This window comes from Terrabacter terrae (assembly GCF_039529575.1).
Lineage (GTDB): Bacteria > Actinomycetota > Actinomycetes > Actinomycetales > Dermatophilaceae > Terrabacter > Terrabacter terrae.
Genome location: NZ_BAAANB010000020.1, coordinates 6,333 through 30,071 on the forward strand (window position 1 = coordinate 6,333; position 23,739 = coordinate 30,071).

Sequence of the window (23,739 nt, forward strand, 5' to 3'; positions counted from 1 at the left end):
AGAACACACACATTCCCGGGACCGCTACGCGTACATCGAAGAGCCACTCGGCTCTTCGACGAGCGATGCCGTCCCGGCACGACGCACGAGGGGGTCACGCCATGGGGCGCGGCCGAGCCAAAGCCAAGCAGACCAAGGTCGCACGGCAGCTCAAGTACTACACACCTGACACGGACTTGAGCGCGCTGGAGCGTGAGCTGCACGGACCGTCGCAACGCGACGGTGCCAACCAGCCACGGTCCGTCGACGACGACGAGTACGACGAATACGGCAAGTGGGTATCGGGCGAGCGCTGAGCTCCCCGCCTTCCCCTTCCGTCTGCACCTCGTGTGTCGGGTGTTCACGCCCGGCATGCGTCCGGTGCTGCCCTCGAGGCGCCACCGTCCCGCGTCGCTCAGACGAGGCCGGCCGTCTCGGTGACGCAGCGAAGCCCGCACGCCCTTCCGGGTGCGCGGGCTTCGTCGTGCCTCCGCGCACGAGGCCGTATGCCGTCCCGCAGGGTCAGCGTCTCAGCTGTCGTGCCCGCTGTCGTGGCCCGCCGGGCGTGGCTCCGGCTCCGGGTCTGCCGCTGGGGCAGCAGCCGGCCGCTGAGTCGGCAGACGACCCGCGGTCTCAGGCGGTCGGGTGCGTTCCGACGACCTGGACTGCGCCGCCGTCGACACCCTTGGCCCCGCGCACGATCTCGGCGTCCCGGGCCACGAGCCCGCCGGACTGTGCGCGCTCCTCGGTCGCCACCTCACCGAGGCGCCACGCCCGGATGCCCCGATCCTCGCTGAGGGCGATCGCGCGCTCGGCGTGCGCCTCGGGCAGCACGGCGACGAAACCGATGCCCTGGTTGAGGGTGCGCTCGATGTCGGCCTGAGGCACGCGGCCGAGGTCCTGGATCGTGCGGAAGACGGCCGGCGGCGTCCACGTCGAACGGTCGATGCGGGCGAAGGCGCCGGTCGGCAGCACGCGGGCGAGGTTCGCGGCCAGGCCGCCGCCCGTCACGTGGCTCAGGGCGTGCACGTCCACACCCTCGTCGGCGATCACCTCGAGCAGCGGCTTGGTGTAGATCCGGGTCGGCTCGAGCAGCTCCTCGCCGAGCGTCCGGCCGAAGTCGTCGACGTGGCGGTCCAGCTCCCACCCGGCGCTGGCGAAGACGCGCCGCACGAGGCTGTAGCCGTTGCTGTGCAGGCCGCTGCTGGCCAGGGCCACCACCACGTCACCGTCGGCGACGCGCTGCGGACCCAGCACGGCGGCATACTCCACGACGCCGGTGGCGGCGCCGGCCACGTCGTACTCGTCGGGCGCGAGCAGGCCCGGGTGCTCGGCGGTCTCGCCGCCGACGAGGGCCACGCCGGCCTCCTCGCAGGCGCGGGCGATGCCGCCGACGATGGCGGCGATGCGCTCGGGGACGACCTTGCCGGTGGCGATGTAGTCGGTCATGAACAGCGGCTCGGCGCCACAGACCACGATGTCGTCGACGACCATGCCGACGAGGTCGAAGCCGATCGTGTCGTGCCGGTCGAGCGCCTGCGCGATGGCGACCTTCGTACCGACGCCGTCGGTGCTGGTCGCGAGGATGGGCCGCGTCATGCGCGCGATGGCGCTCGCGTCGAACATCCCGGCGAAGCCGCCGAGGCCACCGACGACCTCCGGACGGGTTGCGCGGCGCACCGACGCCTTCATCAGCTGGACGGCCTTGTCACCTGCCTCGACGTCGACTCCGGCCGAGGCATACGTGATGGGGGCGTCGCTCACGCGCCCAGCCTACCGGCGCCACGACCCAGCCTCGCCCGCCCGTCCAGCCCTGCCCGCCTCGCCGCGATTCGAGGTGTCGGCGACCGGATGCGGTGGCCCATCGCCTCGAACCGGTGGGTGCCCGGTGTCTGCGGACGTGCTCAGGGGTGCTGGAGCGCGCTCTCGCCGCCGACGCCGACTCCGAGGCTGACGCCCTCGACGTCGACGGACCGGTCGTGGCCGGTGCGCACCGACAACGGCAGCGTCTCGAGGACGTGCTTGCCGATGCGGCCGTCCTCCGGGAGCTCGATGGGATAGCGCCCCGTGAAGCAGGCGGAGCACAGCTCGTCGGCGGGCTGGTTGGTCGCGCCGACCATGCCCTCCTCCGAGATGTAGCCGAGGGAGTCGGCGCCGATGGAGGCGCGGATCTCCTCGACCCCGAGGCCGGTGGCGATCAGCTCGGCCCGGGTGGCGAAGTCGATGCCGTAGAAGCAGGGCCACTGCACGGGCGGCGAGCTGATGCGCACGTGCACCTCCACCGCCCCCGACTCGCGGAGCATCCGGATCTGGGCACGCTGGGTGTTGCCGCGCACGATCGAGTCGTCGACGACGACGAGACGCTTGCCGCGGATCGTGTGCTCGAGCGGGTTGAGCTTGAGCCGGATGCCGAGCTGGCGCAGCGTCTGCGAGGGCTGGATGAACGTGCGGCCCACGTAGGCGTTCTTCACGAAGCCCTGCCCGAACGGGATGCCGGACTCCTGCGAATACCCTACGGCCGCAGGCACGCCCGACTCGGGCACGCCGATGACGAGGTCGGCGTCGACGGGGTGCTCGCGCGCGAGGACGCGGCCCATCTCGACGCGCGCCTCGTGCACGACCCGGCCGCGGATGACGGCGTCGGGGCGGGCGAGGTAGACGTACTCGAAGACGCAGCCCTTGGGCTGGGGCTCGGCGAACTTGTGCGAGCGCAGGCCGTCCTCGTCGATGACGATCAGCTCGCCCGGCTCGACCTCGCGGATGACGGCCGCGCCGATGGTCTGCAGGGCCGCGGTCTCGGACGCGACGACCCAGCCCCGCTCGAGGCGCCCGAGCGCGAGGGGTCGCACGCCCCACGGGTCGCGGGCGGCATACAGGGTCGTCTCGTCCATGAAGACGAAGGAGAACGCGCCGCGCAGCTTGGGCAGCAGCTCGAGGGCCGCCTGCTCGGGCGTGCGGTCCTCGTCGGCGGCGAGAAGCGTCGTCACGAGGGCGGTGTCGGAGGTGTTGCCGCGGGCGAGCTCGCCGGTGATGCGGGTGTCGCCGAAGTGCTCGTCGACGAGGGCCTTGAGCTCGACGGTGTTGATGAGGTTGCCGTTGTGCGCGAGGGCCAGCGTACTCGGGCCGGTGCCGCCGAGCGTGGGCTGCGCGTTCTCCCAGGTGGAGCCCCCGGTCGTGGAGTAGCGCGTGTGGCCGATCGCGATGTGGCCGCGGAGCGAGCTGAGGGCTGTCTCGTCGAACACCTGGGACACGAGGCCCATGTCCTTGTAGACGAGGATCTTCTCGCCGTCGCTGGTCGCGATGCCGGCCGACTCCTGCCCCCGGTGCTGCAGCGCGTACAGCCCGAAGTAGGTCAGCTTGGCCACGTCCTCCCCGGGAGCCCAGACGCCGAAGACCCCGCAGGCGTCCTGCGGGCCCTTCTCGCCGGGGATGAGGTCATGGTTCAAACGACCGTCGCCACGTGCCACCGGGCAAGTCTCCCACACCCCGGCGGTGGGCCATCCCGTCAGTCGTCCCGGGTGGCCCGCAGCGGCAACTCGGCGAGCACCTCGTAGCGCGGCCGCCGCCCGCGTCCCTCCCCCAGGTGCGACTCGACGAGCGCCAGCTCCTCGACCCGCCACGCGGGTCCCTCCCAGGCGTCGAGGGCGCGGATCCACCGGGTCGCCTCGGTGGGCCGGTGGAACCGTCCGAGGGTCACGTGCGCCGAGAAGCGGGTCCCGTCGGGTGTCGCACCCACCGAGCTCGCAGCACTGCGTATGCCGTGTGCCACCGCCCCGAGGTCACCGCGCACCTGCTCGACGCCGGCCCAGAGGACGCGGGCGGCATACGGGTTGGGGAAGGCGCCGGCGCCGGCGAGCCGAAGGACGAGCGGGTCCCGGCGTGCGGCGGAGCGGCCGAGAGCCTCGGTGAGATCGTCGAGACGCGCCTCGGGCACGGAGCCGAGGAAGGCGAGCGTGACGTGCCACTGGGGCCGATCCGTCCACCGGATCTCGGGACCGGCCTCACGGCGTGGCTCGAGGTGCTCCTCGAGGTCGTCGAGCACCTCGTCGGGCGGGACGACGGCCACGAACAGCCTCATGGCGCCGGTGCCGGCTCCGCGGCGGCCCCGGAGGCGAGGAGGGCGTCGACGTCCTCGATCCCCCAGGCGGGCAGGGCCGTGCGGGTGTCGGCGCCGGGAGTCGACGGCGCGGTGCCCAGCCGTGCAGGCGTGCGGGAGAACCGGGGGGCCGGGGCCGGCTGGACGATGCCGTGCTGCTCGACGTAGGTGCCGCGGGCTGCGAGGTGCGGGTGCGTGGGCGCCTCGGCATAGCTGAGCACGGGCTCGACGCAGGCGTCGGTCCCCTCGAAGAGGATCGTCCAGTCGTCACGCGTGCGGGCGCGGAACGTGTCGGCGAGCAGCGTGCGCAGCGCGGGCCACTGGCGCGGGTCGAGCCGGTCTGGCGCCGCGTCGGCGATCTCGAGCAGGCGCAGGAGCTCGGCGTAGAAGGCGGGCTCGAGGGGCCCGACCGCCATGAAACCGCCGTCGCTCGTCTCGTAGACGTCGTAGAAGGGCGCGCCGGTGTCGAGGAGGTTGGTGCCTCGCTGGTCGGACCACAGGCCTGCCGAGGCGAGCCCGACGACGAGCGTGGAGAGGTGGGCCGTGCCGTCGACGATGGCGGCGTCGACGACCTGGCCGCGCCCGCTGGTGCGCGCCTCGAGCAGGGCGGCGAGCACGCCGACGACGAGGTAGAGCGCGCCGCCGCCGAAGTCGCCGACGAGGTTGACCGGGACCTGCGGCGGTCCGCCGGCGCGCCCGATCGCGTGCAGCGCCCCCGTGATGGCGACGTAGCCGATGTCGTGGCCGGCGACCTGCGCGAGCGGCCCGTCCTGGCCCCAGCCCGTCATCCGCCCGTAGACGAGGCGCGGGTTGCGGCCGAGGCACTCGTCAGGTCCGAGACCGAGGCGCTCCGCGACACCGGGACGGTAGCCCTCGACGAGGACGTCGGACCGCTCGACGAGCGCGAGGGCGGTGGCCAGGCCGTCGGGGTGTTTCAGGTCGAGCGACACCGAGGGGCGTCCGCGGCGGAGCAGGTCCAGCTCGGGCGGAAGCGGCACGGGAAGGGCGTTCTCTCCCGGCCGGTCGATGCGGATGACGTCGGCGCCCAGGTCGGCCAGCAGCATCGCGGCGAAGGGCGACGGACCGATCCCGGCGAGCTCGACGACCCGCACGCCGGCCAGCGGGCCGCGACGCGCGGCTGCCTCACCGCTCGCAGCACCCCCCGGCGAGGTCACGACCGGTCGCGACCCGAGCGGTCGAGGAGGATGCCCACGATGCCGGCGAGGCCGGTGCCGAGAAAGGCGCCGAGGGCGCCGATGTAGAGCGCGCCGCTGGTGTCGGAGTAGCCCTGGACCTCGTCGCCCATCAGCGAGATCGCCGCACCGATGACGAACCCCAGGACAGCTCCCGTGATGAGGAAGCGCTTGAAGTTCGGGACCCGCGGCCGGTGCTCGGGTCGCGTGTGCGGTGGGCGGTTCGAGGAGGGAATGGTCACGGTTCCACCCTAGGTCAGAGAAGCGGCAGGAGTCCGTGGAGGTGTGCCCGCTGGCCGCTCGCGCGCACCATCGCCCCTGCGAGGGCCGACTCCCAGTCGAGGTCGCCGACGGCGAGGCGCAGCCACGTGACACCGTCGGTCTCGATGACGTTGGGCGGTGTGCCGCGGGTGTGGACAGGGCCCTCGATGCACTGGACGGCGCCGTAGGGAGGCACCCGCACCTCGACGGTGCGTCCCGGCGCGGTCGTCGACAGCTCCTCGAGCGTGAAGCGGACCGCCGTCGCGGTGGTCCTGCGGTCGGCGGACCAGTCGGCCGCGCGGCACTCCTCGAGGGCGGCGCGGCCCTCGGCGACGGGGGTGCGACGGCGGGGCGGCATACGGCCAAGGCTATCCGCGCCCACGGACAGCCGGCCCGCCGCCGTCCGGCGCCCCTCAGCGCAGGCGCGGGATGACATCCGCGGCAACCTCGTCGAGCACCTCGCGCGCGCCCCGGAAGGGCTCGGTGGGCCGCGGCCAGTGCGTGATGACGTCCGTGAACCCCAGCTCGGCGGCACGCCCGACCGCATCCTCGAAGACGGCGGCGCTGGTCAGCGAGAAGGTGGGTCCGGAGTCGATGTTGAGGTAGCGCGCGAAGGGGGGACCGTCGCGGCCGGCCTCCGCCAGCGCGTCGTCGACGCGGCGGCTGAGCTTCCCCACGAGCGCCCACCACTCCTCGTCGGTGTCGGCCGCGCCGCCGTAGGTCATCCAGCCGTCTCCGCGCTCGACCGCGAGACCGATCGACTTCGGCCCGTTGGCCGCGACGACCAGCGGCATGCCGCTGCCGGCGTCGGTGCCGGCGTCGGTGGTGGCGTCGGCTCCGGCATCCCTGCCGCGCACGGGCCCGGGCAGCGTGCGCACGTCGCGAGCCGCGTAGAACCGCCCGTCCTCGGTGACGTGGTCCTCGCGAAGGAGCCGGTCGAGCAGCCGCGTGAACTCGTGGAAGCGGGCGACCCGCTCGCGCAGCGGCAGCTCCTCCCCCATGACCCGTGCGTCGAGGTCGCCGCCGGTGCCCAGCCCCAGCAGGAAGCGGCCGCCGGAGATGTCGTGGAGCGCGAGCACCTCACGCATCAGCTGGACGGGGTGGTGGTTGTTGGGCGAGGAGACGAAGGTGCCGAGGCCGATCCGCTCGGTCACCGCGGCCGCGGCGGCCAGGGTCGGCATCGCCGCGAACCACGGCGAGTCGGGCAGGCCGCCCCACGTGACGTGGTCGAAGGTCCACGCGTGGTCGAAGCCCAGCCGCTCGGCCTCACGCCACATCGGCCCGGCCTGCGCCCACGTGTGCTCGGGCAGGATCGTCAGACCGAATCGCATGTCCTGACCGTAGCCCTCGGCTCCGACGCCCGCCGCCGTTGTGAGTGTCGGCGCCCCGCAATAGCGTCGTGACGACAGAGGCGGATCATCCGGCGACCGACCTCGAACCCGTGACAAGGAGAAGCCATGTCCAACCTGGTCGTCCACTTCGAGATCCACGGCTCGGACCCCGAGCGCCTGGCCGACTTCTACTCCTCGCTCCTCGGCTGGTCGTTCCAGCGCTTCGGCGAGATGCCCTACTGGGTCATCGACACCGGCGATGGCTCGATCACCCAGGCCGGCCCGGGCAACGGCATCAACGGGGGTCTGACGCAGCGCCAGGGGCCGGCTCCGGCGGTCGGCGGCCCGGTCAACGGCTGCAACCTGGTCGTCGGCGTCGACGACGTCGACGGGCTCTTCGCCAAGGGGCTGGAGCTCGGCGGGTCCGAGGCGCTGGCACCCGCCGACATGCCCGGTGTCGGCCGCCTCGCCTACCTGCACGACCCCGACGGCAACGTCTTCGGCCTCATCTCCAACGTGCTGTCCGACGGCACCGGCGCCATGGGCGGTTGACGCGTGGCGTCGGTGAGCGGCCGGGTCTGGGACGCACCAGCGGTGCTGGCGGCCTCGAACGAGTGGGCCTGGGTGCCTGACGGCGCTCCGCACGTCCGGACCGAGGAGTACCTCGTCGTCGCCTACCCCGACTGGTTCGTCACCCCGACGTCCGCTCGCGTCTTCGGCTCCGGGCGTGACCCGGCCGAGCTCACCGACGAGATCTGCGCGGTGGCCCGCGAATGGGGCCGGGACCGCTTGTGGTGGCGCCTCTCCGAGTTCACGAGGCCGGCCGCCCTCGAGCACGAGCTCGCGGCCCGCGGCGCCACCGTCGAGGAGCGCATGGACGTGCTGGCACTTCCGCTCACGGGCGGCGTGCCCGACCTCGCAGTGCCGGGCGACGTCGCCGTGCGGCAGGTCACCGACGAGCAGGCGGTCCGTGACGCGCTCGAGGTCGTCCACGACGCCTTCGGCGGCCACGAGGCGACCGACGAGCAGGTCGCGACCAGTCTCGCGGAGGTCGAGGCCGGTCTCGCGGACGGCTCGGGCGGTCGCTGGGTGGCCTACGTCGACGGCCGGCCCGCAAGCACGGGCGGCTACACGCTCGCCGAGGAGGTATGCCGTCTCTGGGGTGGGGGCACGCACCACTCGCTCCGGGGTCGTGGGGCCTACCGCGCCGTCCTGGGCGCGCGCTTGGCCGCCGCGCGGGCCGCCGGCGCCACGCTCGCCCTGACCCACGGGGTCGTGGACACCTCCTCGCCCATCCTCCGGCGCCTGGGCTTCAGCCGGCACGGCGAGGAGCGCATCCTCGTCCTGGACCTGACGTGAGCCCGGATCCGACTGCCGCACAGCATGTCTCGCTCGAGTGGGACGAGCGCGGTGGCGTCACGGTGCACATGGACGGCGCGCCTCAGTCGCACGTGCAGCCCGACGACCCGACCCTGCTCGTCTTCGAGTACGTCCAGCACCTGGCGCTCGCGATCGACACGATGCCGCCGGGCCCGCTCGGCATCACGCACGTCGGCGGTGCCGGGCTCACGCTGCCGCGGTGGGTCGAGGCCACGCGTCCCGGCTCGCCACAGATCGTCCTCGAGCCGGACGAGGCGCTCACCGAGCTCGTCCGCCGCGAGATCCCCCTGCCCCGGCGCCACCGCATCCGCGTCCGCCCCGTCGACGGCCTCGGCGGGCTCCGGAGCCTCAAGGACGACTCGGCCGACGTGGTGGTGACCGACGCCTACGCGGGAGGTCGGGTGCCCGCCGAGCTGGCCGGGACGGCATACGCCCGCGACGTCGCACGGGTGCTGCGCCCGGCGGGACTGGGCCTGTGGAACCTCGCCGACGAGCCCGGGATGCGTTGGGTGGCAAGGCTGGTGGTCACGGTGTCGACCGTGCTGCCGCACGTCGCGCTGCTCGCGACGCACGAGGTGCTCAAGGGCCGCCGCTTCGGCAACTCCGTCCTGCTGGCCAGCGCGGTGCCCCTGCCGCTGGAAACGTTGCGGCGCGAGGTCGCCCGGGCGGCGCTGCCCACGGGCGTGCGCGAGGGTGCGGCGCTGACGCGCCTGCTCGCGGGCGCCAAGCCGTTCGGTCAGGAGGGAGAGCAGAGCCCGCCACCACCAGAGACAGGCAGATGGCGCGCGCGCTGAACGTGTCGGCACCGGTGGGTCGGCAAAGTCGTTGACCGCAGTCGTGAGCGGCCCCCACCATCGGTGGTGGGAGGAGGCGCTCCCGACCTGCGGACCTGGAGGCGCACGATGGACCGCTCCATGCTCGGCCCGGCCGACGTGCCGGACACCGTCCTCACGACGTATGCCGCCGCGGCACTGCGGCTGGACCGGTCGAGCTGCGAGCTGGTCGGCTCCCGCGTCGAGGTCGTCGACTACGACCTCGACGCGATCACGACCGCAGGCCGCTGGTGGGTCACGGCGGACCTGTCGACCCGCGAGGGGCCGCAGGCAGTCCGCTTCTTCGTCAAGCTCGTGCAGGACTGGAGCCGCTCGCCCTACTTCGCCTTCGTGCCACCGGAGCTGCGCGAGGTGGCCCAGCGCGCAGTCCCGTGGCGCACCGAGCCGCTCGTGTACGAGTCCGACCTCGCCCACAGGCTGCCACCGGGGCTGACCATGGCGACAGTGGTCGACGTCAGGCCCGTCGACGAGCTGTCGACCGCGGTCTGGTTGCAGGAGGTCGACGTGGCCCCCTCTGACTGGCCGTTGGCCGAGGTCACCCGGGCGGCTCGGCTCCTGGGCCGGCTCGCCGCCAGCGCGCGGGTCCGGCCGCTGGCCGCCATCGGCGAGGGCGACGGGCGCAGGGGCGTCAGGTCGTATGCCGAGGGGCGCCTCGCAGCCCAGGTGGCGCCGATGCTGCGGGCCGATGAGCTCTGGCAGCACCCGGTCCTCGCCGCAACGTTCAGTCCGTCGTTGCGCGGCCGGCTGCTCGTGGAGCTCGACCGGGTCGGCGAGCACGTCGACTGGCTGGAGGGCGTCCCCGAGGGCACCGCGCACGGCGACGCGTGCACCAACAACCTCCTGGTGCAGGCGGGCAGCGACGACCTCGTACTCATCGACTTCGGTTTCTGGAGCACCCAGCCGCTCGGCTTCGACCTCGGCCAGCTGCTCATCGGGGACGTCCAGCTCGGACGGCGTCCCGCCGCGACGCTGCACGACCTCGAACGGGCCTGCCTGCCGGCCTATGTGGCGGGTCTTCACGACGAGGGCTGCGCGCTGCCCCTGCCGGTGCTCCGCCGGGCACACGCCCTCCAGATGCTCATCTACTCCGGGTTCTCCTCCTTCCTGCTCGAGGGCCTGCTCGGCCCGGCCGGCCCGGCCGGCCCGCCTGACGACGGCAACGGCGCACGCGCGCCGGGCGCCGCTCCCAGGCCGTCGCTGCTGGAACAGGCTGCCGAGCGCGCCCGGATCACGGAGTTCGTCCTCGACCTCGTGGAGCGGACGGAGCAACGCCCGCACGGCCGTCGCGGGGAAGGAAGGGATCGCGACGCCCACGCGTTGGACGGTTCGTGAAGAACATCGGCTTCCTCTCGTTCGGCCACTGGACGCCGTCACCGCACTCGCAGACGCGGTCGGCCTCGGACGCGCTGCTCCAGTCGATCGACCTCGCGGTCGCGGCTGAGGAGCTCGGTGCCGACGGCGCCTACTTCCGCGTGCACCACTTCGCCCGGCAGCTGGCCTCGCCGTTCCCGCTGCTCGCAGCGGTCGGGGCGCGCACCAGCCGCATCGAGATCGGCACGGGCGTCATCGACATGCGCTACGAGAACCCGCTCTACATGGCCGAGGACGCCGGCGCGGCCGACCTCATCGCGGGCGGCAGGCTCCAGCTCGGCATCAGCCGCGGGTCACCCGAGCAGGTCGTCGACGGCTTCCGCTACTTCGGCTACGTGCCCGAGGGTGACGACCACGCCGCGATGGCGCGCCAGCACACCGAGGTCTTCCTGCAGGTGCTCGAGGGCGAGGGGTTCGCCCAGCCGAACCCTCGCCCGATGTTCCCGAACCCGCCCGGCCTGCTGCGGATCGAGCCGCACTCGGCCGGCCTGCGCGAGCGCATCTGGTGGGGAGCCGGCTCCCGCGCGACCGCCGAGTGGACGGCGCAGCAGGGCATGAACCTGATGAGCTCGACCCTGCTCACCGAGGACACCGGCGTGCCGTTCCACGAGCTGCAGGCCGAGCAGATCCAGCGCTTCCGCGACGCCTGGGGCGCAGCCGGACACGAGCGCGCGCCGCGGGTCTCGGTGAGCCGCAGCATCCTGCCCATCACGAGCGACGTAGACCGGCAGTACTTCTACCGCGAGACTGCGAGCCGCGACCAGGTCGGACACCTCGAGGGCGGTCTGGCCCGCTTCGGCAAGACGTATGCCGGTGAGCCCGACAAGCTGGTCGAGGAGCTCGCCGAGGACTCCGCCGTCGCCGCCGCCGACACGCTGCTGGTCACCGTGCCCAACCAGCTCGGCGTCGACTACAACGCCCATCTCATCGAGAGCGTCCTCAAGGACGTGGCTCCCGGCCTCGGCTGGCGCTGAGGGCGACCGCCGACAGACGGCTTCTGCCGGCGATCGCCGAGAGACCACTCGGGGCCGGCGAACCGCCGGACGCTCGTGCGTCAGTCGCCGAAGACCGCCGGCAGCGTGAACTGGTGGGCCGACCTCAGCTCGGCCACCGAGACCGCGAAGTGCCCGACGACGTCGAGGTCGCGTCCGCCGGTGACGCCGATGCGCGCGTGCGGCAGGTCGCCGAGCAGCGCCTCGAACTCGGAGGCGTGTCCGGCCGGGACCGCCACGAGCGCGCGGGCGCTCGACTCGGAGAAGAGGGCCGTGAAGGCGTCGAGCGGGTTGCCGTCGGCGTCCAGGCCCACCCGGTCGATCCCGTCGATCGTGACGCCGACGCCGTGGCGGATGCACGCCTCGGCGAGCGCGATGGCGAGGCCGCCCTCGGACAGGTCGTGCGCCGCCTCGACGAGCCCCGTGCGGGCCGCCTCGACGAGCACTCGACCGAGCGCCTGCTCGGCGGTGAGGTCGACCTTCGGCGGCACACCGCCGAGGTGCTTGTGGATGACGTGCGCCCACTCGGAGCCGTCGAGCTCGTCACGGGTGGTGCCGAGGAGGTAGACGTGCGCGTCGTCACCGCGGAAGCCGGAGCCCGACCGCTTGGACACGTCGTCCATGACGCCGAGGACGCCGATGACGGGGGTCGGGTGGATCGCGACGTCGCCGGTCTGGTTGTAGAACGACACGTTGCCGCCCGTGACCGGGATGCCGAGGAACTTGCAGCCCTCGGCGATGCCGCGGATCGCCTCGCGGAACTGCCACATGACACCCGGGTCCTCCGGCGAGCCGAAGTTGAGGCAGTCGGTGACGGCGAGCGGAGCGGCCCCCGTGGTGGCCACGTTGCGGTAGGCCTCGGCGAGCGCGAGCTGCGCTCCGGCATACGGGTCGAGCTTGGTGAAGCGGCTGTTGCAGTCGGTCGAGATCGCGACCCCGCGCCCCGTCTCCTCGTCGACGCGGACGATGCCCGAGTCGTCGGGCTGCGCGAGTGCGGTGTTGCCGAGCACGTAGCGGTCGTACTGGTCGGTGATCCATGACTTGTCGCAGAGGTTGGGCGAGCCGATGAGGGTCAGCAGCTGGGCGCGGACCTCCTCGCCCGTCTGCGGCTTGGCCAGCTCTCGTGTGCCCGAGGCGTTCAGCTCGTCGAGGTATGCCGGCCGTGCCAGCGCACGCTCGTAGGTGGGGCCCTCGTGGGCGACCGAGCGCGGCGGGACGTCGACGATGGTCTCGCCGTGCCACGTGATGACGAGGTGGTCGCCGTCGGTGACCTCGCCGATGACGGTGGCCTCGACGTCCCACCTGTCGGTGATGGCCATGAACGCCTCGAGGTGCTCGGGCGCGACGACCGCCATCATGCGCTCCTGCGACTCGGACATGAGGATCTCCTGCGGCTGCAGGCTCGCGTCGCGCAGCGGCACGAGGTCGAGCTCGACCTGCATGCCACCGTCACCGTTGGACGCGAGCTCGCTCGTCGCACAGGAGAGCCCGGCCCCGCCGAGGTCCTGGATGCCGTCGACGACACCCGCCTGGTAGAGGTCGAGGCAGCACTCGATGAGCACCTTCTCGGCGAAGGGGTCGCCGACCTGCACGGCGGGGCGCTTCGTCGGGCCGCCCTCGTCGAAGGTCTCGGACGCGAGGACCGAGACGCCGCCGATGCCGTCGCCGCCGGTGCGGGCGCCGAAGAGGATGACCTTGTTCCCGGCGCCCGAGGCCTTGGCGAGGTGGATGTCCTCGACGCGCATGGCGCCGACGCAGAGGGCGTTGACGAGCGGGTTCCCCTGGTAGCAGTCGTCGAAGACGACCTCGCCGCCGATGTTGGGCAGGCCGATGCAGTTGCCGTAGCCACCGACACCGGCGACGACACCGGGCAGGACGCGCTGCGTGTCGGGGTGGTGGAGGTTGCCGAAACGGAGCGGGTCCATCACGGCGATCGGGCGGGCACCCATCGACATGATGTCGCGGATGATGCCGCCGACGCCGGTCGCGGCGCCCTGGTAGGGCTCGATGTACGACGGGTGGTTGTGTGACTCGACCTTGAACGTGACGGCCCAGCCGTCGCCGATGTCGACGACGCCGGCGTTCTCGCCGATGCCGACGAGAAGCTTCTCGCGCATCTCGTCGGTGGTGTTCTCACCCCACAGCTTGAAGTGGACCTTGCTCGACTTGTAGGAGCAGTGCTCGCTCCACATCACCGAGTACATCGCGAGCTCCGCGATGGTCGGGCGGCGGCCGATGATCTCGCGGATGTTGGCGTACTCGTCGGGCTTGAGCCCGAGCTCGGCCCACGGCTGCTCGACGTCGGGTGTCTCGGCGGCGTGCTGCACCGTGTCGAGGACGGGCGCCACCGGCGCCGGCTGGACGGTCTGCGTGTCGCTCATGCGGTGGCTGCGCTCTCGAGGGTCTGCTTGATGATCGAGGTGAAGAAGCCGCGCCCGTCGAGGCTCGGGCCGTAGCCCTCCTCGACCGCGTGCTCGGGATGCGGCATGAGCCCGACGACGTTGCCGCGCTCGTTGGTGATGCCGGCGATGTGGTGGTAGGAGCCGTTGGGGTTGCGGCCGTGCGCGTCGGGCACGTAGCGGAAGACGACTCGTCCCTCGCCCTCGAGCTCGTCGAGCGTGCGCTCGTCGGCGACGAAACCGCCCTCGCCGTTCTTGAGGACGATCGTGATCTGCTGGCCGGCCTCGAAGTCGGAGGTCCAGGCGGTCGACGCGTTCTCGACCACGAGCTGCTGGTCGACGCAGTTGAACTTGCGGTGGTCGTTGCGGATCAGTGCGCCGGGCAGCAGATGGCTCTCGGTGAGCACCTGGAAGCCGTTGCAGATGCCGAGGACCGGCAGCCCGCCCTGGGCGGCCGGCACGAGCGCCTCCATGACCGGCGCAAAGCGCGCGATGGCGCCGCAGCGCAGGTAGTCGCCGTAGGAGAAGCCGCCGGGGAGGATGACGGCGTCGACGCCCTTGAGGTCGGCGTCACCGTGCCAGAGCGGGACGGCGTCGCCGCCGCACTCACGGACGGCGCGCGCGGCGTCACGGTCGTCGAGGGAACCGGGGAACGTGACGACGCCGATCCTCACTGCGCGTCGCCCTCCGCCTCGCCGGCCCCGTGACCCTCGGGGCTCTCGGAGCGGCCATCGTCGGCCGATCCCTCGTCGAGCACGTGCACCGAGACGACGTCCTCGATAACGGGGTTGGACAGCAGCTTCTCCGCGGCCTCGCGGGCGGCAGCGAGGTGCTGGTCCGTGACGTCGCCGTCGACGGAGAGCACGAAGCGCTTGCCCTGGCGCACGTCGGTGAACCCGCCCAGCCCCAGCCGCGGCAGGGCACCGCCGACGGCCTGGCCCTGGGGGTCGAGGATCTCGGGCTTGAGCATGACGTCGACGACGATGCTTCCCATCAGTGGTGGTTCTCCTGCGCTCGATGGGTGAGGGGACGACCCCAGGGACTGCCCGAGTCTATCGGGCGCCCGACACGCCGACGGACAACGTCTCAGCGTGACTGCAGCGCGTCCAGCGCCACCGCCATGGCCAGGCCGACGCGCCAGTCGATCGGCCTGCCGTCCTCCAGGGCCGGCAGGGCCACCCGGTAGACGTCCCTGATGCCGGCCCGCTTCGTCGAGCTGAGGGCGAGCTGCCCGTCGGCAGAGACGAAGTCGAAGTGGAAGAGGAAGGGCCCGGGGATGTCCCCGACGACGGGGACCACCTCCCAGAGGCGACGGGCGACGGCGACCTTCGTGTTGCGCTCGCGCCCGACGAACTCCCGGCCGTCGGGCAGCCCGAGCGTCCAGGTGGAGCTGACGAGCGAGGCGGTGAAGTGCTTCTTGAACCAGCCGATCGGCTGCCCGTGGCTGTCGGTGACGTCGTACGTCGCGCCGAGGTCGAGGCGCCGGCGGGCCCGGAAGCCGAACAGCGGGTGCTGCTTCGCGGCGTCGGTGAAGAAGGTGACCTGCTCCTTGGTGGCCATCCGCTTCTGCTCGGCGAAGCACAGCAGCCCGAGCTCCCTGCCGTTCTCGTCCGCGCGCATGACCTCGTAGCGGTTGACCACCATCGTCAGCCTCTGGCGCAGGACGTAGCGCTCCGCCGGCGTGTCCGAGGCGGCGTCCGGAGGCGGCTCGGTCATGCGGCCAGCGTGCCACAGCGCACCGGCACGACCGGCTGCGTATGCCGTGTGGCCGGGAGCGTCGAGCGCTGCCTTCGCGTCAGTCCCGGGCAGCGTGCCGGGCCCGGAGCGGCAGCCAGACGGCGAGGTCGCGACGCGTCCGGAGCTTGGCGAACGCGACGACGAGCGCCGCGACGGCGAGGACGAGGGCGATCTCGCCACCGCGGGCGTGCACCTCGATCCAGGAGCCGGCGGCGTCGCGCTCTCCGTCGTGCTCGAGGAAGATCCCGGCCCACAGTCCCTGCAGGAGGACGAGCAGGGCCGTGAGGCCGGTGAGGATGCCGAACAGGCGGCGACCCGGGGTGGCGGCTGTCGCGGCGCTGGGCTCGGAGTGGGTGCGGGTGGAGGGTGATGCCATGGGTGCTCCTCGGTTGCTGATCGGCGGGGATCTGTCGATGGGCGGAACCCGCGACGCTCCCGAGCGCAGGTGAACTGCAGGTGAACGCAGGGCATGCGGCATCCATGGTCGGCCTCGGAGGATCATCCGAATCCCATGTGCGCCACGCGTGCGCCGTCCTGTCCGCCGGGAACCGAGCGCCGCGACCGTGGGGGCACAGGCGTACGCGGTGCTCTCGATGTGCCGGGCGCGCCGACCGCTTCGCGCGCGCCCACCCGGATGGCGCCGACCTGGTCGTCTGGGCGAGGGACTGGTGGTACGCCGGCGGGTCCGACGAGGCGAGAAGCCGGTTCGGCGAGGTGCGGCAGTTCGTGGTCCGGGTCGGTCGAGGGCTCCTCGACGGCTCCTCCCGAGCTTCCGACCTCGGCTGAGCTTCAGAAGGTCTCGCCGGTGAGGCGCTCGTAGGCCTCGACGTACTTCGCGCGCGTCTGTTCGACGACGTGTGCCGGCAGCTCGGGCGGCGGTCCGCCCGCCTTGCGGTCCCAGCCGGACTCGGAGGACGTCAGCCAGTCGCGCACGAACTGCTTGTCGTAGGAGGGCTGCGGGTGACCGGGCTCCCAGAGCTCGGCCGGCCAGAAGCGCGAGGAGTCGGGGGTCAGCACCTCGTCGGCGAGGACCAGACCGCCGCTGCCGTCGGGCGAGACCCCGAACTCCACCTTGGTGTCGGCGATGACGACGCCGCGGTCCGCGGCGATCTCGTTGCCGCGCGCGAGGATTGCACGCGTCAGCCGCGACACCTCGGCCGCGACGTCGGCGCCGAGCTCGGCCTCGACCTCCGCCGGCGACATGGGCAGGTCGTGCTCGCCGACCGGCGCCTTGGTCGTCGGGGTGAAGACCGGTTCGGGCAGCTTCGAGCCGTCGACGAGACCGTCGGGCAGCGGGACCCCGGAGACCGATCCCTTCTCGCGGTACTCCTCGAGGCCCCCACCGGTGAGGTAGGCGCGGGCGATCGCCTCGACCCTGAGCATGTCGAGCTTGCGCACCAGCACCGCCCGGCCGGCGACGGCCTCCGGAACGTCCGTCGACACGACGTGGTTGGGCACGAGGTCCGAGAGCTGGTCGAACCACCACAGCGAGAGCCGGGTCAGCACGGCGCCCTTGTCGGGGATCTCGGGCGACATCATCCAGTCGTAGGCCGACAGGCGGTTCGAGGCCACGAGCAGCAGCTGGTCGGGCACCACCTCGCCGTCGGGACCGACCGGCGCGTAGAGGTCACGCACCTTGCCGGAGTAGACGTGGGTGTAGCCGGGCAGGTCGAGCGTGCTCATCGAGCTCCTCCGATGGTGATGTCGCCGCGCTCGGCGCGAAGCGCGATGTCGGTGCGGTGGTGCGAGCCGTCGAGCTCGACGACGGCCACGGCGTCGTATGCCGCCCGCCTGGCCTCCGCGAGCGAGGGCGCCACGGCGACGACGTCGAGCACGCGGCCCCCGGCCGAGACCAGGGTGCCGTCCTCGTCGAGGGCGGTGCCCGCGTGGAGCACGACGACGCCCGGCACCTCGGCAGCGGCGTCGAGGCCGAAGATCGGGTCGCCGGTCCGGGGCGAGGAGGGATAGCCCTTCGAGGCCACGACGACGACCACGGCGTGCGCGTCGGACCAGCGCAGCCGGCCGAAGTCGGCGAGGCCACCGGTGGCCGCCGCGAGGAGCAGCTGCGCGAAGGGCGTCTCGAGCCGGGCGAGCGACGCCTGCCCGTCCGGGTCGCCGAAGCGCGCGTTGAACTCGATGACCTTCGGGCCGCGGGAGGTCAGCGCCAGCCCGACGTAGAGGGCCCCGACGAACGGCGTGCCGCGGCGGCGCATCTCGTCGATGGTGGGCTGCGCCACGCGTGCCACGACCTCGTCCGCGAGACCGGCCGGGGCCCAGTCGAGCGGCGAGTAGGCGCCCATGCCACCGGTGTTGGGGCCTGCGTCGCCGTCCCCGACGCGCTTGAAGTCCTGGGCCGGCGACAACGCCACGACCGTCCGACCATCGCTGAGGCAGAAGACCGAGACCTCCGGGCCGTCGAGGAACTCCTCGACGACCAGCCGGCCGTCGGGCTTGGCCAGGCAGGCGCGGGCGTGCTCGAGGGCGGCCTCGCGCGAGTCGGTGACGACGACGCCCTTGCCGGCGGCGAGACCGTCGTCCTTGACCACGTGGGGGGCGCCGAGGGCGTCGAGGGCGGCCTCGACCTCGTCCATCGTCGTGCAGACGTGGGCGAGAGCGGTCGGCACGTCGGCGGAGGCCATGACCTCCTTGGCGAAGGACTTGCTGCCCTCGAGGCGGGCGGCCTCCGCGGAGGGACCGAAGACGGGGAGGCCGGCCTCACGGCATACGTCGGCGACGCCTGCGACGAGGGGCGCCTCGGGACCGACGACGACGAGGTCGACGTCGTGCTCGCGGGCGAGCGCGGCGACGGCGGCGCCGTCGAGGATGTCGACCGGGACGCAGAGGGCCGTCGCGTCGATGCCCGGGTTGCCGGGCGCTGCGATCACCGCGTCGACCTCCGGGTCGGCCGCGACGGCCTTGACGAGTGCGTGCTCACGGGCGCCGGAACCGAGGACGAGGACCTTCACGGGCGCCAGCCTAGGGGCAGCCCAACCGCGCCAGCAGGCGTGACCGCACGCCGGGCCACTCGTCCACGAGGATCGAGTGCACGGCCGTGTCGCGCCACGACCCGTCGGGGCGGCGTACGTCGCGCCGGGTCACGCCCTCGAACGTCGCCCCGAGCTTGAGGATCGCCGCCCTGGACCGGGCGTTGACGACGTCGGTCTGGATCTTCACCCGGCCGACTCCGCACGTCTCGAAGGCATGCGCCAGCAGCAGGAGCTTGGTCTCGGGGTTGACCTGGGTGCCCCACCAGCGCGAGCCGTACATCGTCCAACCGAGGTGCACGTGCTCACGCCCGGTGTCGACGTCGCCGAGCGAGCTCGTGCCCACGATCGTGCCGGCCGAACCGAGCTCGCCGTCCTCGACCAGGCGGACCGTGTATGCCGTCCGCCCCGTCCCGTCCGCCGCGCGGGCCGCCACCGCGGCCGCGACGAGCGGCTCCGTGTCCGCCACCGTCCGGGGCGGCCTCATCATCGCGTAGCCCTGCTCGTAGCAGCGCGGGTCCGAGTAGACGGCGAAGAGCCCGGCGGCATCATCACGGGCCGTCAGGTCCAGCCGGACGAACCGGCCCACGAGCGGCGCGCCGGTCGGTGCGATACAGGCCTTTTCGAGCATGGAGTGACAGTAGACTTGATGGTTCCCGCGCCACCCCAGGCGCCCTCGAGAGCCCTTGGATGTCAGTGAGCACTTCGAACAAGTCGTCCCAGCGGAGCAGCATGCCCGGGGCTCGGGGAGCCCGGGATGCCTCGCCGGTGGCCACCAAGCGCATCCCCGACGAGCTCGCCCGCGAGATCGCCGTCGAGCAGGCGCACGTCGACCGCGTGCACCAGGAGCTCGAGAAGGCCGGGCTGCGCGCCGACAGCGTCCAGGCGGAGGGCCTCGCCCGCACCGAGTTCGGGCGGCAGGTCGAGATCGGCGACGCGGAGGGGGCCGGGCTCTTCGAGCGCGACGCCTTGATGTTCCACGCGGCCAAGCGGCGCACGGCGCTCGACACGCAGTACGAGGGCCTCGTCTTCGGCCGTCTCGACATCGACCACGCCATGCTGCGCGCCACGGCCGGCAGCGAGGGCGACGGCCACCGGTCCGTCCGTGAGCCATCGGGCGAGGACCGCGAGGTCCGCTACATCGGCCGCCTCGGCGTCCGCGACGACGACTACGAGCCCCTCGTCATCGACTGGCGCGCCCCGGCCGCCTCTCCCTTCTACCGGGCCACTCCCACGCAGCCGATGGGTGTGATCCGTCGCCGGGTGCTGCGCAGTCGCGGCACCACCGTCATCGGCATCGAGGACGACCTCATGGTCCCCGAGGCTCCCGACGACCTCGTCATCGTCGGCGACGGTGCGTTGATGGCCGCCCTGACCCGCAGCCGCGGCGAGCGCATGCGCGACATCGTCGCCACGATCCAGGCCCACCAGGACGAGGCGATCCGCGCGAGCGCGCGGGGCATCACCGAGATCACAGGCGGTCCCGGCACCGGCAAGACCGTCGTGGCCCTGCACCGCGCGGCCTACCTGCTCTACTCCGACCGCCGCCGCTTCGAGTCCGGCGGGATCCTCGTGGTCGGTCCCTCGGGCGCCTACACGGCCTACATCGAGCGCGTGCTTCCCTCGCTCGGCGAGGAGAGCGTCATCCTCCGTGCGCTGGGCGACGTGCTCGACGTCGTGCACACCGAGCGCCTCGACTCCCCCGCGGTGGCTCGCACCAAGGGCTCGACGCGCATCCGGACCCTGCTCGGCGCCGCCGCGCGCGGCCGGGTTCCGGAGGCGCCGACCGAGTTCCGTGCCATGGTCGCGGGCCGGCCGGTGCGCCTCGACGCGCGGGTTCTCGACCGGGTGCGCTCGCAGGTGCTGCGCCAGCACCAGCGCAACACCGCCACCGCCGCCGCCCAGGCCGCGCTCGGCGAGGCGGCGTGGGCCTCCCTCGGCGTCACCGGCGACCGGGACGCCAAGGAGGAGTTCCTCGACAAGTGGGAGGACCACCTCGACGTCGAGTCGTTCATGCAGCAGTGGTGGCCGCAGGTCGACCCCCGCGAGGTCCTGCTGTGGCTCGGCGACCCCACCCTCGTCCGACGCCACTCCCGCGGCTCGCTGCACGAGGACGAGGTCGAGTCCCTGGCCGCCTCCTTCCGGCTGGCGCTCGAGACCGGCTCGTGGTCGGTCGCCGACGTGGCGCTCATCGACGACGTCGCCGCCCGCCTCGGTCCCGTCCAGGAAGCACCTCAGGAGGAGCGCGGGTTCTACGAGATCGAGGAGCTCGAGGACCTCAGCCAGTACGGCGTCACCGAGGTCCAGCCGGTGCGCAGCGCCGCCCGCGACAACGGTGCGCCTGTCGTCCTGACCCAGCCGCGCGAGAAGCTGCTCGCCGGCCGCATCGGCAAGCCCGACGAGTACGCCCACGTGCTCGTCGACGAGGCCCAGGACCTCTCCCCGATGCAGTGGCGGATGATCGGCCGTCGCGGCCGGTACGCGTCGTGGACCGTCGTCGGTGACGCCGCCCAGGCGTCCTGGCCTGACGCCGCCGAGGCTGCCGCCGCCCGCGAGGAGGCGTTCGGGTCACAGGCGCGCCAGCAGTTCCACATGGACACCAACTACCGCAACGCGCGGGAGATCTTCGACTTCGCGGCGGAGGTGGTGCGCCGCGAGGTGCCCGACGCCGACATCCCGCAGGCCGTCCGAGAGACCGGCGTCGAGCCGCGTGAGGCGGCCCTCGGCGTAGACGCGCTGTCGTCGGTCCGCGACGCCGTCGAGTCGTTGCTCGAGCAGGTCGAGGGCGCGATCGCCGTGATCACGCCCGCGGCCCACGCCGCGGTCCTCGCCCCGGTTGCCGCGCTGGGCGACGGGCGGGTCCAGGTCATCGACCCGATGTCGACCAAGGGCCTCGAGTACGACGCGACGGTCGTCGTCGACCCCGAGGAGATCACCCGCGAGTCGCCCGGCGGCATCCGCGTCCTCTACGTGGCCCTGACCCGCGCCGCGCATCGGATGACCGTGCTGGCCTGAACTGCTGCGCCCTGTGCACCGGAGGCGCATGCGGCACTCGCGGCAACCTCTCGGGTAAAGGTTTGTTCAAGGATTGCCGCAACCGTCGACTGTGGCCTCGGCCGGGAGGATGATTGACGCAACGTCGAGGCCGTGCGACTCCTACCCTCCCCGCCGTCTCCTCCCCCCTGAGACCCTTGACGTTCTGCGTCAGTCCGTCCCCCCAAGTGGACGACGCACCGGGCGAGGGACGAGATGCAACCCCCCTGCATCTCGCCCCTCGCCCGCTCCCATGTCCGGGCCGGGAGGGCTCGTGCCGCTCACAGGTGGCATCGAACATGCTGCGAGCCGACTCCCAGACTCCTGCCGTTCTCGCGCCTCGAGGAGCACTGAAAAGCGCCCTTTTCTGAGAGTGCGCTGGGAATGGCGGTCGGCGCCGGCCAAATGTTCTTCAAGCACGGGCAAACATTGCGTCGCTGCTCTGGCGCCCGGTCGGGCGACCGACGACTGTTGCGGCACGGTCACCCGGACCGCCCTCGGGGGGCAACTCGCAGCGCACATCGCCAGCCAGGAGAACGCCTTGAAGAAGAGCTTCATCACGACGACGATCGCCACCGCAGCGATCGCCGGCACCGCCCTCGCGACCGTCGCCACGAGCGGCGCGCAGGCCGCCACCCAGTCACCGCCCGGCGCGAGCCTCGACCGTGTCGTCGCCGCCGCGAAGGCCCACGGCGCCGCGTTCGGTCTCGACGGGGACCAGGCCCTCACGACCCGCAGCGTCGCGGCGGACAAGGACGGGACGACGCACGTCCGCTTCGACCGCACGTTCAAGGGACTCCCGGTCGTCGGCGGCGACCTGGTCGTCCACACCGACCGGTCGGGCGGGTGGAAGGGTGTCGACGCAGCGGCCACCTCGGTCCGGATCTCCTCGACCACGCCCGCCGTCGCGGCCGCCACGGCTGCCACCACCGCAGCCCGCACCGCCGACTTCACGGTGAGCAGGTCCACGCCGTCCCTGGCGGTCTACGCGATGGAGGGTCCGGCCCGCCTGGCGTGGAAGACCCAGGTCGACGGCGTCGGCGCGCACGGCGAGCCGGCCGGCAAGGTCGTCTTCGTTGACGCCCGCACCGGCTCGGTCCTCGACCAGTGGGCCACGGAGATCAACGACGCGGGCACCGGCAACAGCCTCTACCTCGGCACCGTGACGCTCCAGACCACCCTCTCGGGCGGCAGCTACCAGCTCGTCGACGGCACCCGCGGCGGCGCCCGCACCGAGGACGCCAACAACGGGTCGACCTCCTCGACCACCGGCACTCTCTACACCGACGCCGACAACGTCTGGGGCACCGGCTCCAGCACCAACCGCCAGAGCGCTGCCGTCGACGCCGACTTCGGCGTCGGTGCGACCTGGGACTTCTACAAGAGCACCTTCGGGCGCAACGGCATCAAGAACGACGGCAAGGGCGCCCGCAGCCTCGTGCACGTCGGGACCAACTGGGTCAACGCCTCCTGGAGCGACACCTGCTTCTGCATGCGCTACGGCGACGGTGACGGCGTCAGCTACGGCCCGCTGGTCTCTCTCGACGTGGCCGGCCACGAGATGACCCACGGCGTCACGTCGGCGACGGCCGGCCTCGCCTACCGCCGCGAGTCCGGTGGCCTCAACGAGTCGACGTCCGACGTCATGGGCACGATGGTCGAGTACACGGCCAACACCTCGGGCGATCCGGGCGACTACCTCATCGGTGAGCGCTTCGCCATCGGCTCGGGCGGCCCCCTGCGCTACATGGACAAGCCCAGCAGGGACGGCGCGTCAGCGGACTGCTGGAGCAAGACCGTCGGCAGCCTCGACGTCCACTACTCCTCCGGCGTCGGCAACCACCTCTTCTACCTGCTGTCCGAGGGCAGCGGCGCCAAGACCCTGAACGGAGTCAGCTACAACAGCCCGACGTGCAACAGCTCCGCGGTGACCGGCATCGGCCACGACGCGGCGTCCGCCATCTGGTACCGCGCCCTGACGACGTACTGGACGTCCTCGACGAACTACGCGGGCGCCCGCACCGGGATGCTCTCGGCCGCCAAGGACCTCTACGGCTCGGGCAGCGCGCAGTACAACGCGACCGCAGCCGCCTGGTCCGCCGTCGGCGTCAACTGACCGCCACTACCTACGTCGAAAGGCCACAAACCGG

The 23,739-nt window shown here is 72.4% G+C and carries 23 protein-coding genes; 8 read left to right on the forward strand and 15 right to left on the reverse strand.

Annotated features, from left to right (window positions below; all coding sequences use genetic code 11):
- The first annotated feature begins 101 nt into the window (after positions 1-101).
- Positions 102-296 carry a DUF3073 family protein gene (locus tag ABD194_RS09075; RefSeq protein ID WP_142181019.1) on the forward strand — a complete coding sequence of 65 codons (195 nt, stop codon included), beginning with the start codon at positions 102-104 and terminating at the stop codon, positions 294-296.
- 316 nt (positions 297-612) lie between these two features.
- Here the strand turns inward: ABD194_RS09075 and purM are convergent, their stop codons facing one another.
- From purM to ABD194_RS09110, 7 genes are all read right to left on the reverse strand, one after another.
- On the reverse strand, positions 613-1,743 hold the full coding sequence (gene purM, locus ABD194_RS09080) for a phosphoribosylformylglycinamidine cyclo-ligase (RefSeq protein WP_343990424.1): 1,131 nt from the start codon (positions 1,741-1,743) through the stop codon (positions 613-615).
- A 140-nt stretch (positions 1,744-1,883) separates the two neighbouring features.
- Positions 1,884-3,446: an amidophosphoribosyltransferase gene (purF, locus tag ABD194_RS09085; RefSeq protein WP_343990427.1), complete on the reverse strand. Its 1,563-nt coding sequence runs from the start codon at positions 3,444-3,446 to the stop codon at positions 1,884-1,886.
- A 38-nt stretch (positions 3,447-3,484) separates the two neighbouring features.
- Positions 3,485-4,057 carry an RNA 2',3'-cyclic phosphodiesterase gene (thpR, locus tag ABD194_RS09090; RefSeq protein WP_343990431.1) on the reverse strand — a complete coding sequence of 191 codons (573 nt, stop codon included), beginning with the start codon at positions 4,055-4,057 and terminating at the stop codon, positions 3,485-3,487.
- Positions 4,054-5,250, reverse strand: coding sequence for a CaiB/BaiF CoA transferase family protein (locus ABD194_RS09095; protein WP_343990434.1), 1,197 nt, complete (start codon positions 5,248-5,250; stop codon positions 4,054-4,056). The genes thpR and ABD194_RS09095 overlap by 4 nt, the downstream gene beginning before the upstream one ends.
- Positions 5,247-5,510, reverse strand: coding sequence for a hypothetical protein (locus ABD194_RS09100; protein WP_343990437.1), 264 nt, complete (start codon positions 5,508-5,510; stop codon positions 5,247-5,249). The genes ABD194_RS09095 and ABD194_RS09100 overlap by 4 nt, the downstream gene beginning before the upstream one ends.
- 14 nt (positions 5,511-5,524) lie before the next feature.
- The gene (locus ABD194_RS09105; RefSeq protein ID WP_343990440.1) at positions 5,525-5,887 is read right to left on the reverse strand and encodes a sterol carrier family protein; all 363 of its coding nucleotides are present in this window, start codon (positions 5,885-5,887) and stop codon (positions 5,525-5,527) included.
- A gap of 55 nt (positions 5,888-5,942) precedes the next feature.
- Positions 5,943-6,860, reverse strand: a complete 918-nt coding sequence (locus ABD194_RS09110; protein WP_343990443.1) for an LLM class flavin-dependent oxidoreductase — start codon at positions 6,858-6,860, stop codon at positions 5,943-5,945.
- 126 nt (positions 6,861-6,986) lie between these two features.
- Between ABD194_RS09110 and ABD194_RS09115 the strand changes: the two genes are divergently transcribed.
- From ABD194_RS09115 to ABD194_RS09135, 5 genes are all read left to right on the forward strand, one after another.
- Positions 6,987-7,412 carry a VOC family protein gene (locus ABD194_RS09115; RefSeq protein WP_343990446.1) on the forward strand — a complete coding sequence of 142 codons (426 nt, stop codon included), beginning with the start codon at positions 6,987-6,989 and terminating at the stop codon, positions 7,410-7,412.
- 3 nt (positions 7,413-7,415) lie between these two features.
- Positions 7,416-8,219, forward strand: a complete 804-nt coding sequence (locus tag ABD194_RS09120; protein ID WP_343990449.1) for a hypothetical protein — start codon at positions 7,416-7,418, stop codon at positions 8,217-8,219.
- Complete coding sequence (locus ABD194_RS09125) at positions 8,216-9,034, forward strand: spermidine synthase (RefSeq protein ID WP_343990452.1); 819 nt, start codon at positions 8,216-8,218, stop codon at positions 9,032-9,034. The genes ABD194_RS09120 and ABD194_RS09125 overlap by 4 nt, the downstream gene beginning before the upstream one ends.
- Positions 9,035-9,142: 108 nt before the next feature.
- The gene (locus ABD194_RS09130; RefSeq protein WP_343990455.1) at positions 9,143-10,405 is read left to right on the forward strand and encodes a phosphotransferase; all 1,263 of its coding nucleotides are present in this window, start codon (positions 9,143-9,145) and stop codon (positions 10,403-10,405) included.
- The gene (locus ABD194_RS09135) at positions 10,402-11,418 is read left to right on the forward strand and encodes an LLM class flavin-dependent oxidoreductase (RefSeq protein WP_343990458.1); all 1,017 of its coding nucleotides are present in this window, start codon (positions 10,402-10,404) and stop codon (positions 11,416-11,418) included. Before ABD194_RS09130 ends, ABD194_RS09135 begins: the two co-directional genes overlap by 4 nt.
- An 80-nt stretch (positions 11,419-11,498) precedes the next feature.
- On the opposite strand, the gene purL is transcribed toward ABD194_RS09135, so the two are convergent.
- The 8 genes from purL to ABD194_RS09175 all read right to left on the reverse strand — a co-directional run bounded on the left by purL (position 11,499) and on the right by ABD194_RS09175 (position 19,187).
- Positions 11,499-13,817: a phosphoribosylformylglycinamidine synthase subunit PurL gene (gene purL / locus ABD194_RS09140; protein ID WP_343990461.1), complete on the reverse strand. Its 2,319-nt coding sequence runs from the start codon at positions 13,815-13,817 to the stop codon at positions 11,499-11,501.
- Positions 13,814-14,509: a phosphoribosylformylglycinamidine synthase subunit PurQ gene (gene purQ / locus ABD194_RS09145; protein ID WP_343990464.1), complete on the reverse strand. Its 696-nt coding sequence runs from the start codon at positions 14,507-14,509 to the stop codon at positions 13,814-13,816. Before purQ ends, purL begins: the two co-directional genes overlap by 4 nt.
- A complete protein-coding gene (gene purS / locus ABD194_RS09150; protein WP_343990468.1) occupies positions 14,506-14,829 on the reverse strand; it encodes a phosphoribosylformylglycinamidine synthase subunit PurS in 324 nt (107 codons plus the stop codon). The genes purQ and purS overlap by 4 nt, the downstream gene beginning before the upstream one ends.
- Positions 14,830-14,921: 92 nt before the next feature.
- Positions 14,922-15,551, reverse strand: a complete 630-nt coding sequence (locus tag ABD194_RS09155; RefSeq protein WP_343990471.1) for an LURP-one-related family protein — start codon at positions 15,549-15,551, stop codon at positions 14,922-14,924.
- 79 nt (positions 15,552-15,630) lie between these two features.
- Positions 15,631-15,948, reverse strand: coding sequence for a hypothetical protein (locus ABD194_RS09160; RefSeq protein WP_343990474.1), 318 nt, complete (start codon positions 15,946-15,948; stop codon positions 15,631-15,633).
- Between the two features lie 413 nt (positions 15,949-16,361).
- Positions 16,362-17,255, reverse strand: coding sequence for a phosphoribosylaminoimidazolesuccinocarboxamide synthase (locus ABD194_RS09165; protein ID WP_343990477.1), 894 nt, complete (start codon positions 17,253-17,255; stop codon positions 16,362-16,364).
- Complete coding sequence (gene purD, locus ABD194_RS09170) at positions 17,252-18,538, reverse strand: phosphoribosylamine--glycine ligase (protein ID WP_343990480.1); 1,287 nt, start codon at positions 18,536-18,538, stop codon at positions 17,252-17,254. The genes ABD194_RS09165 and purD overlap by 4 nt, the downstream gene beginning before the upstream one ends.
- Positions 18,539-18,548: 10 nt before the next feature.
- On the reverse strand, positions 18,549-19,187 hold the full coding sequence (locus ABD194_RS09175) for a GNAT family N-acetyltransferase (RefSeq protein ID WP_343990483.1): 639 nt from the start codon (positions 19,185-19,187) through the stop codon (positions 18,549-18,551).
- A 101-nt stretch (positions 19,188-19,288) separates the two neighbouring features.
- On the opposite strand from ABD194_RS09175, the gene ABD194_RS09180 reads away from it, so the two are divergent.
- Positions 19,289-21,571, forward strand: coding sequence for a HelD family protein (locus tag ABD194_RS09180; RefSeq protein WP_343990826.1), 2,283 nt, complete (start codon positions 19,289-19,291; stop codon positions 21,569-21,571).
- Positions 21,572-22,130: 559 nt separating this feature from the next.
- On the forward strand, positions 22,131-23,705 hold the full coding sequence (locus ABD194_RS09185) for a M4 family metallopeptidase (RefSeq protein WP_343990486.1): 1,575 nt from the start codon (positions 22,131-22,133) through the stop codon (positions 23,703-23,705).
- Positions 23,706-23,739: the final 34 nt, after the last annotated feature.